The organism is Streptomyces sp. NPDC005775, from assembly GCF_042871565.1.
In the GTDB taxonomy this organism is placed as follows: Bacteria; Actinomycetota; Actinomycetes; order Streptomycetales; family Streptomycetaceae; genus Streptomyces.
The window spans coordinates 195,331-209,748 of the sequence record NZ_JBIAIU010000006.1 but is presented as its reverse complement, the minus strand read 5'-3'; the positions used below and the strand labels follow the sequence as shown (position 1 = coordinate 209,748).

12 protein-coding genes are annotated in these 14,418 nt (G+C 71.1%); 9 read left to right on the top strand and 3 right to left on the bottom strand.

Annotation, left to right across the window (positions count from 1 at the left end):
- The first annotated feature begins 4 nt into the window (after positions 1-4).
- The 6 genes from ACFYPA_RS16535 (at position 5) to xerC (ending at position 6,756) form a co-directional block, all read left to right on the top strand.
- Entirely contained in the window at positions 5-2,158 is a 2,154-nt protein-coding gene (locus tag ACFYPA_RS16535) for a cell division protein FtsK (protein WP_359316212.1), read from the top strand.
- Positions 2,159-2,368: 210 nt separating this feature from the next.
- Positions 2,369-2,539 (top strand): hypothetical protein, encoded by a 171-nt coding sequence (locus tag ACFYPA_RS16530; protein ID WP_359316215.1) that lies wholly within the window; start codon positions 2,369-2,371, stop codon positions 2,537-2,539.
- An 85-nt stretch (positions 2,540-2,624) separates the two neighbouring features.
- The gene (locus ACFYPA_RS16525; protein WP_359316217.1) at positions 2,625-3,539 is read left to right on the top strand and encodes a bifunctional DNA primase/polymerase; all 915 of its coding nucleotides are present in this window, start codon (positions 2,625-2,627) and stop codon (positions 3,537-3,539) included.
- Between the two features lie 337 nt (positions 3,540-3,876).
- Positions 3,877-5,085: a DUF3631 domain-containing protein gene (locus tag ACFYPA_RS16520; RefSeq protein WP_359316221.1), complete on the top strand. Its 1,209-nt coding sequence runs from the start codon at positions 3,877-3,879 to the stop codon at positions 5,083-5,085.
- A 188-nt stretch (positions 5,086-5,273) separates the two neighbouring features.
- Positions 5,274-5,492, top strand: coding sequence for a helix-turn-helix domain-containing protein (locus tag ACFYPA_RS16515; protein WP_359316223.1), 219 nt, complete (start codon positions 5,274-5,276; stop codon positions 5,490-5,492).
- 70 nt (positions 5,493-5,562) lie between these two features.
- Positions 5,563-6,756: a tyrosine-type recombinase/integrase gene (gene xerC, locus ACFYPA_RS16510; RefSeq protein WP_359316226.1), complete on the top strand. Its 1,194-nt coding sequence runs from the start codon at positions 5,563-5,565 to the stop codon at positions 6,754-6,756.
- Between the two features lie 180 nt (positions 6,757-6,936).
- On the opposite strand, the gene ACFYPA_RS16505 is transcribed toward xerC, so the two are convergent.
- Positions 6,937-8,319 carry a transcriptional regulator gene (locus ACFYPA_RS16505; RefSeq protein WP_359078021.1) on the bottom strand — a complete coding sequence of 461 codons (1,383 nt, stop codon included), beginning with the start codon at positions 8,317-8,319 and terminating at the stop codon, positions 6,937-6,939.
- 321 nt (positions 8,320-8,640) lie between these two features.
- On the opposite strand from ACFYPA_RS16505, the gene ACFYPA_RS16500 reads away from it, so the two are divergent.
- The 3 genes from ACFYPA_RS16500 to ACFYPA_RS16490 all read left to right on the top strand — a co-directional run bounded on the left by ACFYPA_RS16500 (position 8,641) and on the right by ACFYPA_RS16490 (position 11,840).
- On the top strand, positions 8,641-9,297 hold the full coding sequence (locus ACFYPA_RS16500) for a bifunctional DNA primase/polymerase (RefSeq protein WP_389132633.1): 657 nt from the start codon (positions 8,641-8,643) through the stop codon (positions 9,295-9,297).
- Positions 9,298-9,363: 66 nt separating this feature from the next.
- Positions 9,364-10,191 carry an ABC transporter ATP-binding protein gene (locus ACFYPA_RS16495; protein ID WP_359078019.1) on the top strand — a complete coding sequence of 276 codons (828 nt, stop codon included), beginning with the start codon at positions 9,364-9,366 and terminating at the stop codon, positions 10,189-10,191.
- Positions 10,188-11,840: a transporter gene (locus ACFYPA_RS16490; RefSeq protein WP_389132394.1), complete on the top strand. Its 1,653-nt coding sequence runs from the start codon at positions 10,188-10,190 to the stop codon at positions 11,838-11,840. Before ACFYPA_RS16495 ends, ACFYPA_RS16490 begins: the two co-directional genes overlap by 4 nt.
- Before the next feature lie 211 nt (positions 11,841-12,051).
- Here the strand turns inward: ACFYPA_RS16490 and ACFYPA_RS16485 are convergent, their stop codons facing one another.
- A complete protein-coding gene (locus ACFYPA_RS16485) occupies positions 12,052-12,945 on the bottom strand; it encodes an alpha/beta hydrolase (protein WP_359078015.1) in 894 nt (297 codons plus the stop codon).
- Between the two features lie 735 nt (positions 12,946-13,680).
- Positions 13,681-14,373, bottom strand: a complete 693-nt coding sequence (locus ACFYPA_RS16480; RefSeq protein ID WP_359078013.1) for a metal-dependent transcriptional regulator — start codon at positions 14,371-14,373, stop codon at positions 13,681-13,683.
- Between the last annotated feature and the right edge of the window lie 45 nt (positions 14,374-14,418).

Genomic DNA, 14,418 nt, shown 5'->3' with positions numbered 1-14,418 from the left:
AGTCATGACCGAACTCGCCACCGAGGGCGCCGACATGGGCACCCTGCACCACCTGGACGACCACCGCCCCACCACAGACCCCCTGACCAAGACCGCCCCGGCATCCGAGGACACCGCCACGATGGTGGCGGGTGTCGAGGCGGTCGACCGGGCCGACAACCCGCTGTCGGACTGGCTGACCGTCCCGGACGCTCCGGTTCTGCCGGCGTGGGCCCGGTCGGCCGCGTCCATCAAGGCCAACGCCGCCGCCCTGGTCCGCCTCACGTGGTGGCACTCGCGCTATCACGCGGTCCGCACCCCGAAATATCTGGTCAAGACCGTGCTGCTGGCCGCCCGCGGCTTCTTCCGCGCCACGGTCGGGATGTGGCCGACACTGTCCGCGCAGGACCACACCGCCGCCGTGAAAGCGCTGCGGGCACAGAGCAAGGCCCGGCCCGAAGATGTCGAACTCGCGGTGCGGTTGCAGATCGCGCATGCGGAGCGGACCCGGTCCCGGCGGTGGCGGTTCGGTGCCGCCGCCGTGGGCGTGGCCGCCGCAGCGATCGGCATCATGCTGGCCGACCCGCTGTTGCAGACCGGCATCGCCGGGGCCGTCATCACGCCGCTCGCCTACCTGGGCAGGGGCAAGGACACCCAGTTCCTGGACCAGGGCGCGCCGCCGCTGCGGGTCGACATGTCCGCCCAGCAGCTCAACGACGCGTTGCGCGCTGCCGGCCTCCTGAAAAGCGGCCGGGGTGACGAGGAAGGCCCGCGCGTTTCTTGCTCGATGGGCCCGGTCCGTGACGGCCGTGGCTGGGCCGTGATCTTCGACCTTCCCCGTGGAGGCGGTAAAACTGCCTCGGACGTGCTGGCCAAGCGTGAGGTCATCGCGCAGGAACTCGGGGTCGATGAGATCCAGGTCATCATGTCCCGCGTGCGCGCCGCCAAGGGCGGCAATGCCGGCCGGGTGTCGATGTGGGTCGCCGATGACGATCCCTACCTCGGACCGCTGAACCCGTCGCCGTTCGAGACGGCGGAGCGGTTCTCCATCTGGGACCCGGTCCCCTTCGGCCAGGACGCCCGTGGGGTGCGGGTGAACATCCCCGTCATGTGGCAGTCGATGTTCTTCGGCGGCCTGCCCCGCCGCGGCAAGACGTTCTCCCAAAGGCTGCTGACCTCTGCCGGGCTGCTGGACCCGTTCGTGCGGCACTACGTCGCCGACGGGAAGGGCGGCGCGGACTGGATGCCCATGAAGGCAGTCGCGCACTGCCTCGTCATGGGCGCCGAGGACGACGCGATCGAAGCGCTCAAGGCGATGCTCGCCGAACTCCTGGTGGAGATGGAACGCCGGTTCGCACTGCTCAGGGACCTGCCCACCTCCGTCTGCCCGGAGGGCAAGCTCACCCCGGAGATCGTGGCCAAGTACAACGTGCCGGTCATCTTCGTGACCATCGACGAACTGCAGGAGTACTTCACCGCGATGGAACGGGAGGACCGCGAGCAGGTCATCAACGACCTGTGCCGCATCGCCCGACGCGGCCCGGCCGCCGGGTTCGTGTCCAACTTCGCCTCGCAGCGCCCCGACGCCGACAGCGTCCCGACCAAGCTGCGCGAGATCATCACCATCCGCTACTCGACACAGGTCGTCGACCGGGCCAGCAGCGACATGGTGCTGGGCAAGGGCAAGGCCGCCCAGGGCGCCGACGCCTCGGTCCTGTCGGAGGAGCACAAGGGTGTCGGTGTCCTGGTCACCGGGCCCGCCTCGTACGTCACCGTGCGGGCCGACTACCTCGACGGCCCCGCCTTCGCCAGTCTGTGCCGCAAGGGCCGCGTCCTGCGCGAACAGGCCGGACAGCTCACCGGACAGGCCGCGGGCGATGTGACCGCCGCTGCCGACGCGGCCGGCGTGACCGTGCCCGCGATCGTCTCGGACGCGCTCGAAGTCATGCGCCACTCGCCCCGCATGTTCACGACCGATCTCCTCAACGGTCTCGTGAACCTGGACGAGGACGTCTACGGCGACTTCAACGCCGAACAGCTCGCCGCCGCGCTGGAGTCGGCCGGGGTCAAGCGGACCAGCAAGCAGGTCAAGATCAGCGGCTCCAACGGCGCCGGATACCAGCGCCGCGACATCGAAGCCGCCGTGCCCGCCGAGATCCTGCTCAGCACCGGCAGGTAGAGGGGTCCCCCGCTACCTCACCCCCACCGGGCACCCCCGCCAAGCGCCGCCCCGGCCCGTTCGGCAGGGGCGCGGAGTAGAGGGGGCCCTTTACCCCGGTAGAGGGGGAGGTAAGGGCCCCTGACCTGCAAGGTACGGCCGGTAAAGGGGGGTGCCCGCCACCTGCCCGCACCCCTCCACAGCCCACATTCCCACCCGAGAGGAACACGCGTGACCAACACCCAGACCGACTACGACGACCACGACGCGGCCGAGGAACCCGAGTACCTCGACTGCGAACGGTGCGACCCCACCGACGGCACCGAGCCCTACTTCTACCCGCACTGCTGCGGATGCGGTGCGGACGGCAGCAGCGAGTACCCCGACTGCACCTGCGCCTAGCTACGCCGACGGCGGCCCCCGTCTCGGCAAAGTCCGGGGCCGCCGTCGTCCAGCCATCCACATCAGAGAACTGGAGACACCCAGCATGACCCACGACCGCACCACCACGCTGCTCGAAGCGGCGTTACGGGCCGCCGAACGCGGCTGGCACGTCTTCCCGCTCCGCCCCGGCGACAAGCGCCCCGCCCTCCACGGCGAGACCGCCTGTCCCCGTACCGGCCCCTGCACCACCGGCCACCTGAAGTGGGAGCAGCGCGCCACGACCGATCCCGACCGCATCCGCGCCGCCTGGTCCTCCGGAGCGTGGAATATCGGGATCGCGACGGGCCCGTCCGGGCTTGTCGTCGTCGACCTCGACAGGCCCAAGCCCAACAGCAAAGCGGGCGCGCCTGACGGCGCGACGAACCTTTCGGCGCTCTGCGAGCGCGCCGGGCACCCGGCGCCCCGCACCCGCACGATCCGGACCGCGAGCGGCGGACAGCACCTGTACTTCACCGCCCCCGCAGCCGCCCGTCTCCACAACACCGCCGGAACCCTGGCACCCCTGGTCGACACCCGGGCGTGGGGCGGGTACGTCGTCGCTGCTGGCAGTACCGTCCACGGCCGCCGCTACACAGTCGAGGGTCCCGCCCTCATCGACCCCCTGCCCGCATGGCTCCGGCAACTCCTCATGTCCCCGCACCCCAAACCCGCGGCTGTAGTCCCCGGGGTTGCCCCCGCAGCGGTGCGGGCCCACAGGTACGCGGAAACCGTCCTCCAGCGCGAGCGCGGGACCGTGCGTGCGGCGGGTGAGGGACGGCGCAACACGACCCTCCTCGCGTCCGTACGGGCCGTGGGCCGGTTCGTGGCGTGGGGCGACCTTCCCCGCCACGTCGTTGAAGCGGCTTTTCAGGCAGAGGGCGAGGCGATCGGGCTCACCGCGGCCGAGTGCCGCGCCACCATCACCAGCGCCCTGGACTGGTCCGTTCGCACCTGCCGGCCACGACCGGAGGCAGCGTGACCACCCGGGCCCATCCTCACCTGAAAAGCCTCCCCACCCCGCCCCGGCCTCGCCGAACCGGACCCGGTCACAACGGCGGTGAGGCGCCGAAGGTCGTCGCCGAAGGCGTCCGCATTGCTGTTCTCCCTGACCCGCGCACGGTCACCGTGACCGGCATCGCGCCCGGTCTGAGCGTGCGAGGGCTCGGCCGCAACGAAATCCCCGTCGCGGACTGGCTCTGCACCTGCGGCCACCACGAACGCGCCCGAGGACGGAACGCCGTCACCGAACTCACCACCCGTGCCCGCGTCGGGCAGTGCCCACACAACGCTCCCGACCAGTCCAGGAGGACCGCCGCATGAGTGCCACCGCACAGACCACGGCCCCCATCGACGGCGCCGCGCTGCTCGCCGAAGTGGAGCAGTTTCACCGCCGGTTCAACGTGTTCCCCCGAGAGGCCGCCTACGTGGCCGTCGTGTTGTGGGACGCGCACGCGCACCTTCTGGACGCGTTCGACTCCACCCCGCGTCTCGCGTTCCTCTCCCCGGAACCGGGCTCGGGCAAGTCCCGGGCCCTGGAGGTGGTGGAGACCCTGGTGCCGCGCCCAATGCTGGCCGTGAACGCGCGGGCCGCCGCCCTCTTCCGGTCCGTCTCCGACCCTGCCGGACGGCCCACGATCCTCTTCGACGAGATCGATACCGTCTTCGGCCCCAAGGCAGGAGACAACGAGGAACTCCGCGGCTTCCTGAACGCCGGACACCGCCGCTCCGGAGTCACCTACCGGTGCGTCGGAGACGGGGGCAATCAGACCGTTGTCGAGTTCCCCTCCTACACCGCCGTTGCCGTTGCCGGGCTCGGCTACCTGCCCGACACCATCACCACCCGTTCCGTCATCATCCGCATGCGGCGCCGGGCAAGGAACGAGAAAGCCGAACCGTTCCGGGCCCGGCTCCACGAAGCCGAGGGACACGCACTGCGGGAGCGGCTCGCGCAGTGGGCCGAGCAGGTCCGCGACGACATCGCGGGCCGGTGGCCGCAGATGCCCGAAGGCGTCACCGACCGGCCCGCAGACGTCTGGGAGCCCCTGCTGTCCGTCGCGGACGCGGCAGGCGGCGACTGGCCCGACCGGGCCCGCACCGCATGCCTGGAGCTGGTCAACGCCGCCCGCGCCGACGACAAAGGCAGCCTCGGTATCCGGCTGCTCACCGACCTCCGCGACCACGTGATGGCGGGCACCGACCGGCTGCCGACCGTGGCGATCCTGGACCGGCTGTGCGCGCTGGACGAGGCGCCTTGGGCGGACATGAGCGGCCGGCCGCTCGACTCCCGGGGCCTGGCCAAGATGCTCGGGGAGTACATGACCCTCGACAACACCCCGGTCAAGGCCCGCAACATCAAGACCGCCGGGACCGTCCTCAAGGGCTACTACGCAGCCGATCTCCACGACGCGTGGGAGCGGTACTGCCCCCCACCCCCCTCAGGAGCCGCTACCTCCGCTACCTCCGCTACCTCGCAGGTCAGCGGCCCGGAAAAGGTAGCGGCAATGCTCCTCCCGTCCGCTACCTGAGCGCTACCCGCTACCGGCCCCCGCACCCCACAGTGCGGGGGCCGGTAGCGGATTCCATCCGCTACCGCTACCCCTGCCGCTACCTCGATCATGCCCCTGACCAGGGCGGTAGCGGAGGTAGCGGAGGTAGCGGACCTGACAGGAAGGGGCCGGAATGCCCCTCCACGCGTCGAAGGAGCATCCGCACCATGGACACGGCACCCACCGCATCCACGCCGCAGCGTCGCCTCCACCGCGTCGAAGCAGCAGCCGAACTTCTCGGAGTGAAGCGCTCCACGGCCTACGAGGAGATCCGACTGGGCCGCCTCCAGACCGTTCGTATCGGCCGCAGGCGCCTCATTCCCACCGAGTACATCGACGCCTACGTCGACCTGCTCAAGCAGGAAGCCAGCATCACCACGCACTGACACCACCGACCCGCACCAGGGGCCGCGCCCGACCGGGCGCGGCCTCTTTGTCTTGCGAAAGGCGCACCACATGACCGAGGCGTCCGAACGAGCCCGCAAAGCCGGGAACGGAGAAGATTCGATCTACTGGGACAAGTCCAAAGGCCGCTTCATCGGTGCCGTTTCTCTCGGCTACACGTCGGCTGGGAAGCGCAACCGACCCAAGGTCTCGGGGCGGACCAAGGCTGAGGTCCGGCGGAAGATTAGAGACCTGAAGAGGGAGTTGGAAGCCGGGGTCAAAGCGCCGGCCAACTACACCGTCACCCACGCCGTGAACGATTGGCTCGACAAGGGGCTCAAGGGCCGGGAGTCGAGCAGTGTCGACACGTACAGGTTTCTCGCAGGCACCCACATCACCCCGCTTCTGGGAGCCGCGAAGCTCCGGGAACTGAGTGCGGATGAACTCGACGAATGGCTGGAGAGCAGGGCGGCCGTGCTCGCAACGCAGTCGTTGAGGATGGTGCATTCGATCCTTCGACGCTCGATCAGCCACGCCCAGCGCAGGGACAAGGTCGTACGGAACGTGGCCGACCTCGTCGAAGTGCCGGAAGGCAGGCCCGGCCGCCCGAGTAAGTCCCTGTCCCTGGAGCAGGGGCAAGCCGTCCTGCTCGCACAACAGGGGACGTGGATTCACGCCTACGTGGTGCTGTCCCTCCTGGTCGGCATCCGTCCCGAAGAAGCACGGCCGCTGACTTGGGCTCACCTGCACGCCACACCGCCAGAGGGCACACAACCTCACGTTGATGTCTGGCGATCTGTGCGCCGCACCGGCGACACCAAGACTCGGAAGAGTCGCCGTTCCCTCGCCATGCCCGACCAGGCGGCCTCAGTGCTCCGGGCGTACAAGATTCAGCAACAGGCGCAGTCCAAGGCTGCTGGCGCCGACTGGACGGATGACGGTCTCGTCTTTCCGACGAGTCGTGGAACTCTGCGCAGCGCCAAGGATGTGCGTAAGAAGTTCCGGGAGCTGCTGACAGAGGCAGGGTTCAAGAACCCCGAAGCCTGGACCACTCGGGAGTTGCGAACCAGCTTTGTATCGCTGCTCTCAGACCACGGCATCCCGATCGAGGTCATCGCCCGCGTGGTTGGCCACAGCGGTACGAGCGTGACGGAGCGCGTCTACCGGAAGCAGCTACGGCCGGTCCTCTCCGAAGGAGCGGAAGCCATGAACGAGATCTTCGAACGCGGGGACACCGGAACCGAAACGCAGCCACCAAGGCCCTGATTTGGCGCCCGTGGCTCCCAATTTGGCTCCCGCCCCTAGCTCATGCGTCGCGCAATCGCCCGCTGACCTGCATGTATGGGTCAGCGGGCACCCCCATTGCCGTTACGGCGCAGTTAAGGGGGCGCCCCGTCAACCCCGGCCCCGGCCGGGCAGCCGGCGCGGAACCGGAGGCACCCCCTCTCAGGCCGCCTGAAGCTCCAGACGGGCGCCGAACTCCCGTACCGCGGGCTCGTCCCCGTACGGCACCAGACGCTGCTGCAGATCGTCCAGATACTCCGTGCCCCGGCTGGAGCGGACCGTGCCCAGCAGCTCCATCGCCCGCGTCCCGGTGTGGCAGGCCTGCTCCACCTCCCGCATCTGCACCTGCGCCGCGGCCAGCAGGGCCAGCCCGATGCCCCGGCGGCGGGCACGGGACGCCGGCAGAGCCCCCAGGGCCTCCTTCGCCCGGCGCGCGGCCGCCTCCGCCTGGCCGAGGTCGCGGTGGCAGTGCGCCAGCTCGTCGGCGAGGTACGCGTGGTCGAAGTGAGCGATCCAGTCGGGATCGTCCCCGCTCTCGGGATCGGCCTGCTCCAGCGCCGTCAGCGCCCGGCCCGCCACCGCCTGGCTGGTGCGGGCGTCCCCGAGCAGCGCGTGGCCGCGGGCCTCCGCCGCGTAGAACATCGCCTCCGCCCGCGGGGTCACCCGCCCGCGCGCCCCTTCCTGTGCGGCCCTGGCCAGCTGGGCGATCTCCCGCGGATTGCCGAGCTGGGCGGCGAGATGACTCATCGAGGCGGCCAGCACATAGCCGCCGTAGGCGCGGTCACCGGCCGCCTGGGCCAGGCGCAGGGCCTGGATGTAGTAACGCTGGGCGAGACCCGGCTGTCCCGTGTCGATCGCCATGTACCCGGCGAGCTCGGTGAGCCGGGCCACGGCGGCGAACAACTGCCGCCCGGTCGACTCGCGGTACGCCCCCGAGAGCAGCCCGGAGACCACACTGTTCAGGTAGTGCACCAGGACCGGCCGCACATGGCCGCTGCCGAACCGGTGGTCCAGGTCGACCAGCGCCGCCGTCGTCGCCCGCACCGCCTCCACGTCCGGCATCCCCACCCGGGCCCCGGCGACGCGTGCCACCTGCGGGTCCGCCCCGGTGATGAGCCAGTCGCGGCTGGGCTCGACCAACGCCGAGGACGCCACCGCGGAACCGGACAGGAAGTCGCGGCGGCCGACGTCGCTGCGCCACAGCTCGCAGACCTGCTCGATCGCCCCGATCACCGTCGGGGCGAACTGCAGGCCGACGCCGGAGGCCAGGTTCTTGCCGTTGGCCATGCCGATCTCGTCGATCGTGACCGTCCGGCCGAGCTTGCGGCCGAGCGCCTCGGCGATGATGCCCGGCGCCCTGCCGCGCGGCTGCTGGCCGCGCAGCCAGCGGGCCACGGACGTCTTGTCGTAACGGAGGTCGAGCCCGCGCTCGGCCCCGACCATGTTGACGCGGCGGGCGAGGCCCGCGTTGGAGCATCCGGCTTCCTGAATGAGCGCCTGGAGCCGTTCGTTCGGCTGGCGTGCGACGAGAGGCCTGGCTGCCATGTTTCTCCCCCTGAGGTCGCAGTGATCGGTGAGGAATCACTGCCCGTCATATGTCTGAGAAATTCGCCGATTCATCGTGTTGGTCACTTTTGACGCGTCTTCGCCCTTTCCTCCCGCCGCGCACCCTAAGATGCCGAACGGACTGTGCCGGATCTCCGGGATGGGGTTACCCGCCCCCGGCCCCCGTCCCTCCCGCGCGCCCCCGCCCGTGCATCGATGCGCCCCGCATGCGGAAGCGATGGACCGTAACCGCGCTCGCCACGCCCGTAACCCCAGGTGGCGGCCGGAGTTGTGCTGTGCGTGGAAGAGCCCATCGGAGTCATGGAAGCCGCACAGATCCCCCAGCAGCGAGCCGAGCAACTGCTCGATGCCGCGGTGCGGTACGCGGAGGAGCGGCACTGGGACGTGTGCCCGGGCACCTGGCTGGAGCCGGCCGGCGGCACGGAGCGGTGCTCGTGCGGCGAGGCCGGCTGCGCGGCGCCCGGCGCCCACCCGACCCGGGCGGACTGGGCGGGCCGGGCCACCGGCAGCGGAGCGGCGGCCCGACGGATGTGGTCCCAATACCCCAGCTCCTCGATCCTGCTGCCGACCGGACGCGCCTTCGACGCCATCGACGTCCCGGAGTCGGCGGGCTTCCTGGCACTGGCCCGGATGGAGCGGATGAGCCTGCCGCTCGGACCGGTCACCCGCACCCCCGACCGGCGGATGCAGTTCTTCGTCCTGCCGGGCGCCGCCGCCAAGGCCGAGGGCCTCGTCCGCAGGGTCGGCTGGGACGCCGCGGCGATCGGCCTGCACGGAATCGGTGAGGGGCACTACGTCACCGCCCCGCCCACCCGCGTCGGCGGCGCCGGAGCGGTGCAGTGGGCCCGCGGCCCCTCCACCGCCAACCGCTGGCTGCCCGAGGTGGAGGAGCTGATCAGCCCGCTCGCCTACGCCTGCGGGCGCGAAGCCGCCGACGCGCGGGGGCGCCTTTCGTAGGGTGTCCCCAGCGGGGGCGTCCAGAAGGCGGCGGGCGCTCCCAGGGGACTTCGAAGGGCGTGCAGCATGCCGGACCGGACTGACACCGACGGGGCCGACCGCGCGGTCGGGGCCGACGCACCGGGGGCGACGCCCGCGGTACGTGTGGAAGGGCTGTGGAAACGCTTCGGCGCCCACACCGCGGTCGCCGGAATCGATCTGGCGCTGCCCGCGGGCAAGTTCATCGGCCTGGTGGGCCCCAACGGCGCGGGGAAGACCACCACCCTGTCCATGGTCACCGGTCTGCTCCGGCCCGATCTGGGCCGGATCGAGATCGGCGGCCGCGACGTCTGGCGCGATCCGGTCGAGGTGAAGTCCCGCATCGGCGTCCTGCCCGAGGGCCTGCGGCTCTTCGAGCGCCTGTCGGGCCGTGAACTCCTCGCCTACACCGGCAGGTTGCGCGGCCTGCCCGGTGACGAGGTGGACAACAGGGCCACCCAGCTGCTGGACGTCCTGGACCTGGCGGGCGCCCAGCACAAACTCGTCATCGACTACTCGACGGGCATGCGCAAGAAGATCGGGCTCGCCGCCGCGCTGCTGCACAACCCCGAAGTGCTCTTCCTCGACGAACCGTTCGAGGGCGTCGACCCGGTGTCGGCGCAGACCATCCGCGGCGTGCTGGAGCGCTACACGCGCTCGGGTGCCACCGTCGTCTTCTCCAGCCATGTGATGGAGCTCGTCGAGTCGCTCTGCGACTGGGTGGCCGTCATGGCGGCGGGCACCATCCGCGCGCAGGGCACCCTCGACCAGGTCCGCGGCGACGCGTCCTCGCTGCAGAACGCCTTCCTGGAGCTCGTCGGAGCGGGCGACCGCGACAGCGGCGCCACCCTGGACTGGCTCGGCGGTGCCCGATGAACGTGCTCGACACCCCGGCCGCCTCCGGCCCCCGGACGAGCGCCCCGGCCGGGGGCAGGGACCTGGTCCCCGTCCTCGTACGCCTCAAGCTCGCCCTGCTCCGCAACGGGCTGCGGCAGTCGGCCGGACGCCGGGCCGTGTACATCGCCTCCGTCGTCGTCACCCTGCTGTTCGCCCTCGGGCAGCTGATCGGGCTGGTCGCGCTGCGCGGTCACGCCCACGCCGGTTCCCTCGTCGTCCTGCTCGCCGCGGTGCTGGCGGTCGGCTGGGCCGTGATGCCGCTCTTCTTCGCCGCCGGGGACGAGACCCTCGACCCGAGCCGTCTCGTGATGCTGCCGTTGCGGCCCCGGCCCCTGATCACGGGGCTCCTGGTGTCGTCGCTGGTCGGCATCGGCCCGCTGTTCACGCTGTGCCTGGCGGCCGGTTCGGTCATCGCGCTGGCGCACGGGGCGGGCGCGGTGGTGTTCGCCGTCCTGGCGGCCCCGCTGACCCTGCTGGTCTGCGTCGCGCTGGCACGGGCGGTCGCCACGGCCAACACCCGGCTGCTGACCTCGCGCAAGGGCCGCGATCTGGCGGTGCTCAGCGGGCTGGTGATCGCGGTCGGCATCCAGGGCGTCAACTTCGGCGCCCAGCGGCTCGGCCGGGCGGGCGGCCTCTCCACGCTCGACCCGGCGGCGGACGTGGTGCGCTGGCTGCCGCCCGCCTCGGCGATCGGCTCCGTGGAATCCGCGTCCCAGGGGGCGTACGGCCGGGCCGCCGTACAACTGCTCCTCTCCGCAGCAGCGCTGGTCCTGCTGGTGGTGCTGTGGCGGCGCAGCCTGGAGAAGCTGATGACGGCGCCGGACGGCTCGACGCTCTCCGCCGCCGAACCGGCCCGCACGAAGTCCGCCACGGACCGCCCCGGTATCTGGGCGCTGTTCCCCGAGGGGCGCACCGGCACGGTGATGCAGCGCAGCCTGCGGTACGTCGCACGGGACCCGAAGACCAAGGCGGCCTGGGTGACGGCGCTGGCGATCGGGCTGATCGTGCCGCTGCTCAACGCGCTGCAGGGCACGGGGTCGGTCTACTTCGCGTGCTTCGGCGCCGGGATGCTCGGCATCCAGATGTACAACCAGTTCGGGCAGGACACCTCCGCGTTCTGGATGGTGGCACTGACGATCTCCTCGCCCCGGGACGCGTACCTGGAGCTGAGGGCGCGGGCGCTGGCTCTGCTGCTGATCACCCTCCCGTACACGGTCCTGGTCACGGTGCTGACGGCGGCGGTGCTCGGTGACTGGGCGGCGCTGCCGGGGGTCATGGGGCTGTCGTTCGCCCTGCTGGGCGCGATGCTGGCGACGGGCGCGGTGGCGTCGGCGAGCTTCCCGTACTCGATCCCGCAGGACGGTGCGTTCAAGAACGTGGCGCCCGGGCAGGCCGGGCTCGCCTGGATCTCGATCTTCGGCGGCATGGTCTCGGCCGCACTGCTGTGTTCCCCCGTGATCGGGCTGACGATCTGGCTGCATCTCGCCGACGCGGAGAGCCTGCTGTGGGTCCTGCTGCCCGTGGGCGCCCTCTACGGGGCCCTGATCGCCTGGGCCGGGCTGCGGGTCGCCGCGCCGCGCACGGCGGACCGGCTGCCGGAGATCCTGCTGGCGGTCAGCAAGGGGTGACGGGCACGGCGGGCTGCCCAGGCCCTGTCGGAACGTCCGCACAGGGCCTAAGGGCTGTCCCGTAATCCCTGGCGGGCGCACGACGACAGCTACGGCACCTCTCCGCGTTGTCGGAACGCCCGAATACATCCAGTATGCGGACGCCCCTCCGCCTTGCGATGCACCGCATCTGACGCCGCGCGCTGATCCACCAGGGATTACGGGACAGCCCTTAGGGAGCCACCGGTTCGAGGTCGTCCCGGTTGTCCTCGGCGAGCTGCTCCAGGAAGGGCTCGACGGCGGCCCGCCAGCCCTCGGGCCGGTCGTAGTGGACGAGGTGTCCGGCGTCGGCCACCTCCGCGTACTGGCCTCCGGGCAGCACCCGGACCATCTCCTGGGCCTCCGCCCGGCCCAGCTCGCCGTCCAGGCCGCGGAGCACCAGGGTCGGGCACCTGACCTGAGCCAGCTCCTCCCAGTGCGCGTCGAAGACCCAGGTGGCGCGGGACTCGAGCATCTGCCGGCAGGAGAAGACGGGACGCCAGCCGTCGGCGCGCTCCGCCATCACCTCGGCGAAGAACTCGCCGCGGGCCGGGTTCGGCCGCTCCACCCAGGGGTCGTCCTCGCCGAACCACTTCCGTACGTCGGCCAGGGTGGCGAACGGGACCGGCCAGGACGTGAACCAGTCCTCCCACTCCCGCTGCGAGGCCGCGCCGAGCGCGGAGGCCCGCATGTCGCAGATGATCAGGGCCCGGACGAGGTCGGGGCGCTTCGCGGCGAGCTGCCACGCGGTGAGCGCTCCCATGGCGTGCCCGATGAGGGTGACGGGGGCGAGCCCGAGCTGCTCGATCGCGGCCTCGGCGTCGGCGACGTACGCCTCACGGTCGTACGGCCCGTCGGCCGGCTTCTCGCTGCGGCCGTGTCCCCGCTGGTCCAGGCCCACCGCCCGGTACCGCTCGGCGAGCCACCGGGTGGTGGAGGCCCAGTGCGAAGCCCGGCCCATCAGTCCGTGGAGCAGTAAGACACCCCCGGCGCGCTCCGATTCGACGCGCCCCTTGGGCGGGTCGGCGAACTCCCAGGCCGCGAGGCGTACGCCGCCGGTTCCGGTCACATCGATGCGCTGCACCATCTGTTCTGGCACCCCCTTCTGGTCCCTCGATCACCATGTGGTCGCGTCAGCCAGACTATCGAACCTTTATTCGAAAACCGGCTTCCGGCGCGCAACACCGCTCGTTCGAGTGACCGCCTTCCAGGATTGACGTCGGCCACGGAGGGGAGATCTTCTCCGGGAGGCGGGCCACTCGGGGATGAGGGCTCGCGGGAAACGACCTTGAGAGCTCGGGGCTCCAGGTCGGAACAGGGGAGGACAGGCCCCGGCGCCTTGCGGCGCCGGGGCCATCCGTCATCTCCGGGCCGCCGGCGCGGGCACGGGGCCCGGTCACCGGGGCGCGCGTAAGGGGGGCGTGCGCCGGGGCGTACGGACAGGTCGGAAGCCTCGCCGGAGCCATGTCCGCGAGCGGGGCGTGCGGGACCGCGGCAGCCTTGCCTGCGGCCTTCTCCCGGTGCGCAGGCCGGACATGCCAGTACGACGGGCGCATTCCGTGCTCCCCTCCCCGACCGCACGGCCAGATGGCCGACACTTTCAGGTATCCCTGCGCCACAGACTGGCACGCGATCCGTCCGGGCGCTGCAATTCCGGACGGAAAAACGGAAAACGGACGTCAGCACCGCTGATCGTCCGCCACCCGCACTTCGGCGCCTGCTCACATTCCGAGCATCGCCGCACTCAGAGCTTCGCTCTGTTCACTACCCGCCGAGGTTCACCACGGCTCCCCGCTCGCCGAGGTCGGCGCTTCGCCCGTGTTCAGCGCTTCGCCACGAAGACGTGCGAGGCGACCTCCGCGTCCAGCTCCGCCGCCTCACCGCTGCTGCCCACCAGCACCCCGCCGGGCGACTGCGTCACGCTGACCACGGAACCGGGCTGCACGCCCGCCCGCCGCAGCGTGTACATCAGCTGGGCGTCGGTCTGGATCGGCTCACCGATCCGGCGGACCACCACCGTCTTGCCGTCGGCGCCCGGGTCGAGATCCGACAGGCTGACCATGCCCTCGTCGAGGAACGGATCGGCCTCGGCCTTCTCGCCCAGCTCCTCCAGGCCCGGGATGGGATTCCCGTACGGAGACTCCGTCGGGTGGCGCAGCAGCTCCAGCACCCGCCGCTCCACGGCCTCGCTCATCACGTGCTCCCACCGGCATGCCTCGGCGTGGACCTGCTCCCACTCCAGGCCGATCACGTCGACGAGCAGGCACTCGGCGAGCCGGTGCTTGCGCATCACACGGGTCGCCAGCCGGCGGCCCTCCTCCGTCAGCTCCAGGTGCCGGTCCCCCGCGACCTGCACCAGGCCGTCGCGCTCCATCCGCGCCACCGTCTGGCTGACGGTCGGACCGCTCTGGTCCAGCCGTTCAGCGATCCGGGCGCGCATGGGGACGACGCCTTCCTCTTCGAGTTCGAGGATGGTGCGGAGATACATCTCCGTTGTGTCGATCAGTCCGGACATTCGTGCCCCTCGATGCAGTCGTGCGCTGGCCCTCGTCCAATTCTG

Coding starts and splice junctions, on each gene's coding strand:
- ACFYPA_RS16535 (WP_359316212.1), top strand. CDS start 5: ATGACCGAACTCGCCACCGAGGGCGCCGACATGGGCACCCTGCACCAC.
- ACFYPA_RS16525 (WP_359316217.1), top strand. CDS start 2,625: ATGACCCACGACCGCACCACCACGCTGCTCGAAGCGGCGTTACGGGCC.
- ACFYPA_RS16520 (WP_359316221.1), top strand. CDS start 3,877: ATGAGTGCCACCGCACAGACCACGGCCCCCATCGACGGCGCCGCGCTG.
- ACFYPA_RS16515 (WP_359316223.1), top strand. CDS start 5,274: ATGGACACGGCACCCACCGCATCCACGCCGCAGCGTCGCCTCCACCGC.
- xerC (WP_359316226.1), top strand. CDS start 5,563: ATGACCGAGGCGTCCGAACGAGCCCGCAAAGCCGGGAACGGAGAAGAT.
- ACFYPA_RS16505 (WP_359078021.1), bottom strand. CDS start 8,319: ATGGCAGCCAGGCCTCTCGTCGCACGCCAGCCGAACGAACGGCTCCAG.
- ACFYPA_RS16500 (WP_389132633.1), top strand. CDS start 8,641: ATGGAAGCCGCACAGATCCCCCAGCAGCGAGCCGAGCAACTGCTCGAT.
- ACFYPA_RS16495 (WP_359078019.1), top strand. CDS start 9,364: ATGCCGGACCGGACTGACACCGACGGGGCCGACCGCGCGGTCGGGGCC.
- ACFYPA_RS16490 (WP_389132394.1), top strand. CDS start 10,188: ATGAACGTGCTCGACACCCCGGCCGCCTCCGGCCCCCGGACGAGCGCC.
- ACFYPA_RS16485 (WP_359078015.1), bottom strand. CDS start 12,945: ATGGTGCAGCGCATCGATGTGACCGGAACCGGCGGCGTACGCCTCGCG.
- ACFYPA_RS16480 (WP_359078013.1), bottom strand. CDS start 14,373: ATGTCCGGACTGATCGACACAACGGAGATGTATCTCCGCACCATCCTC.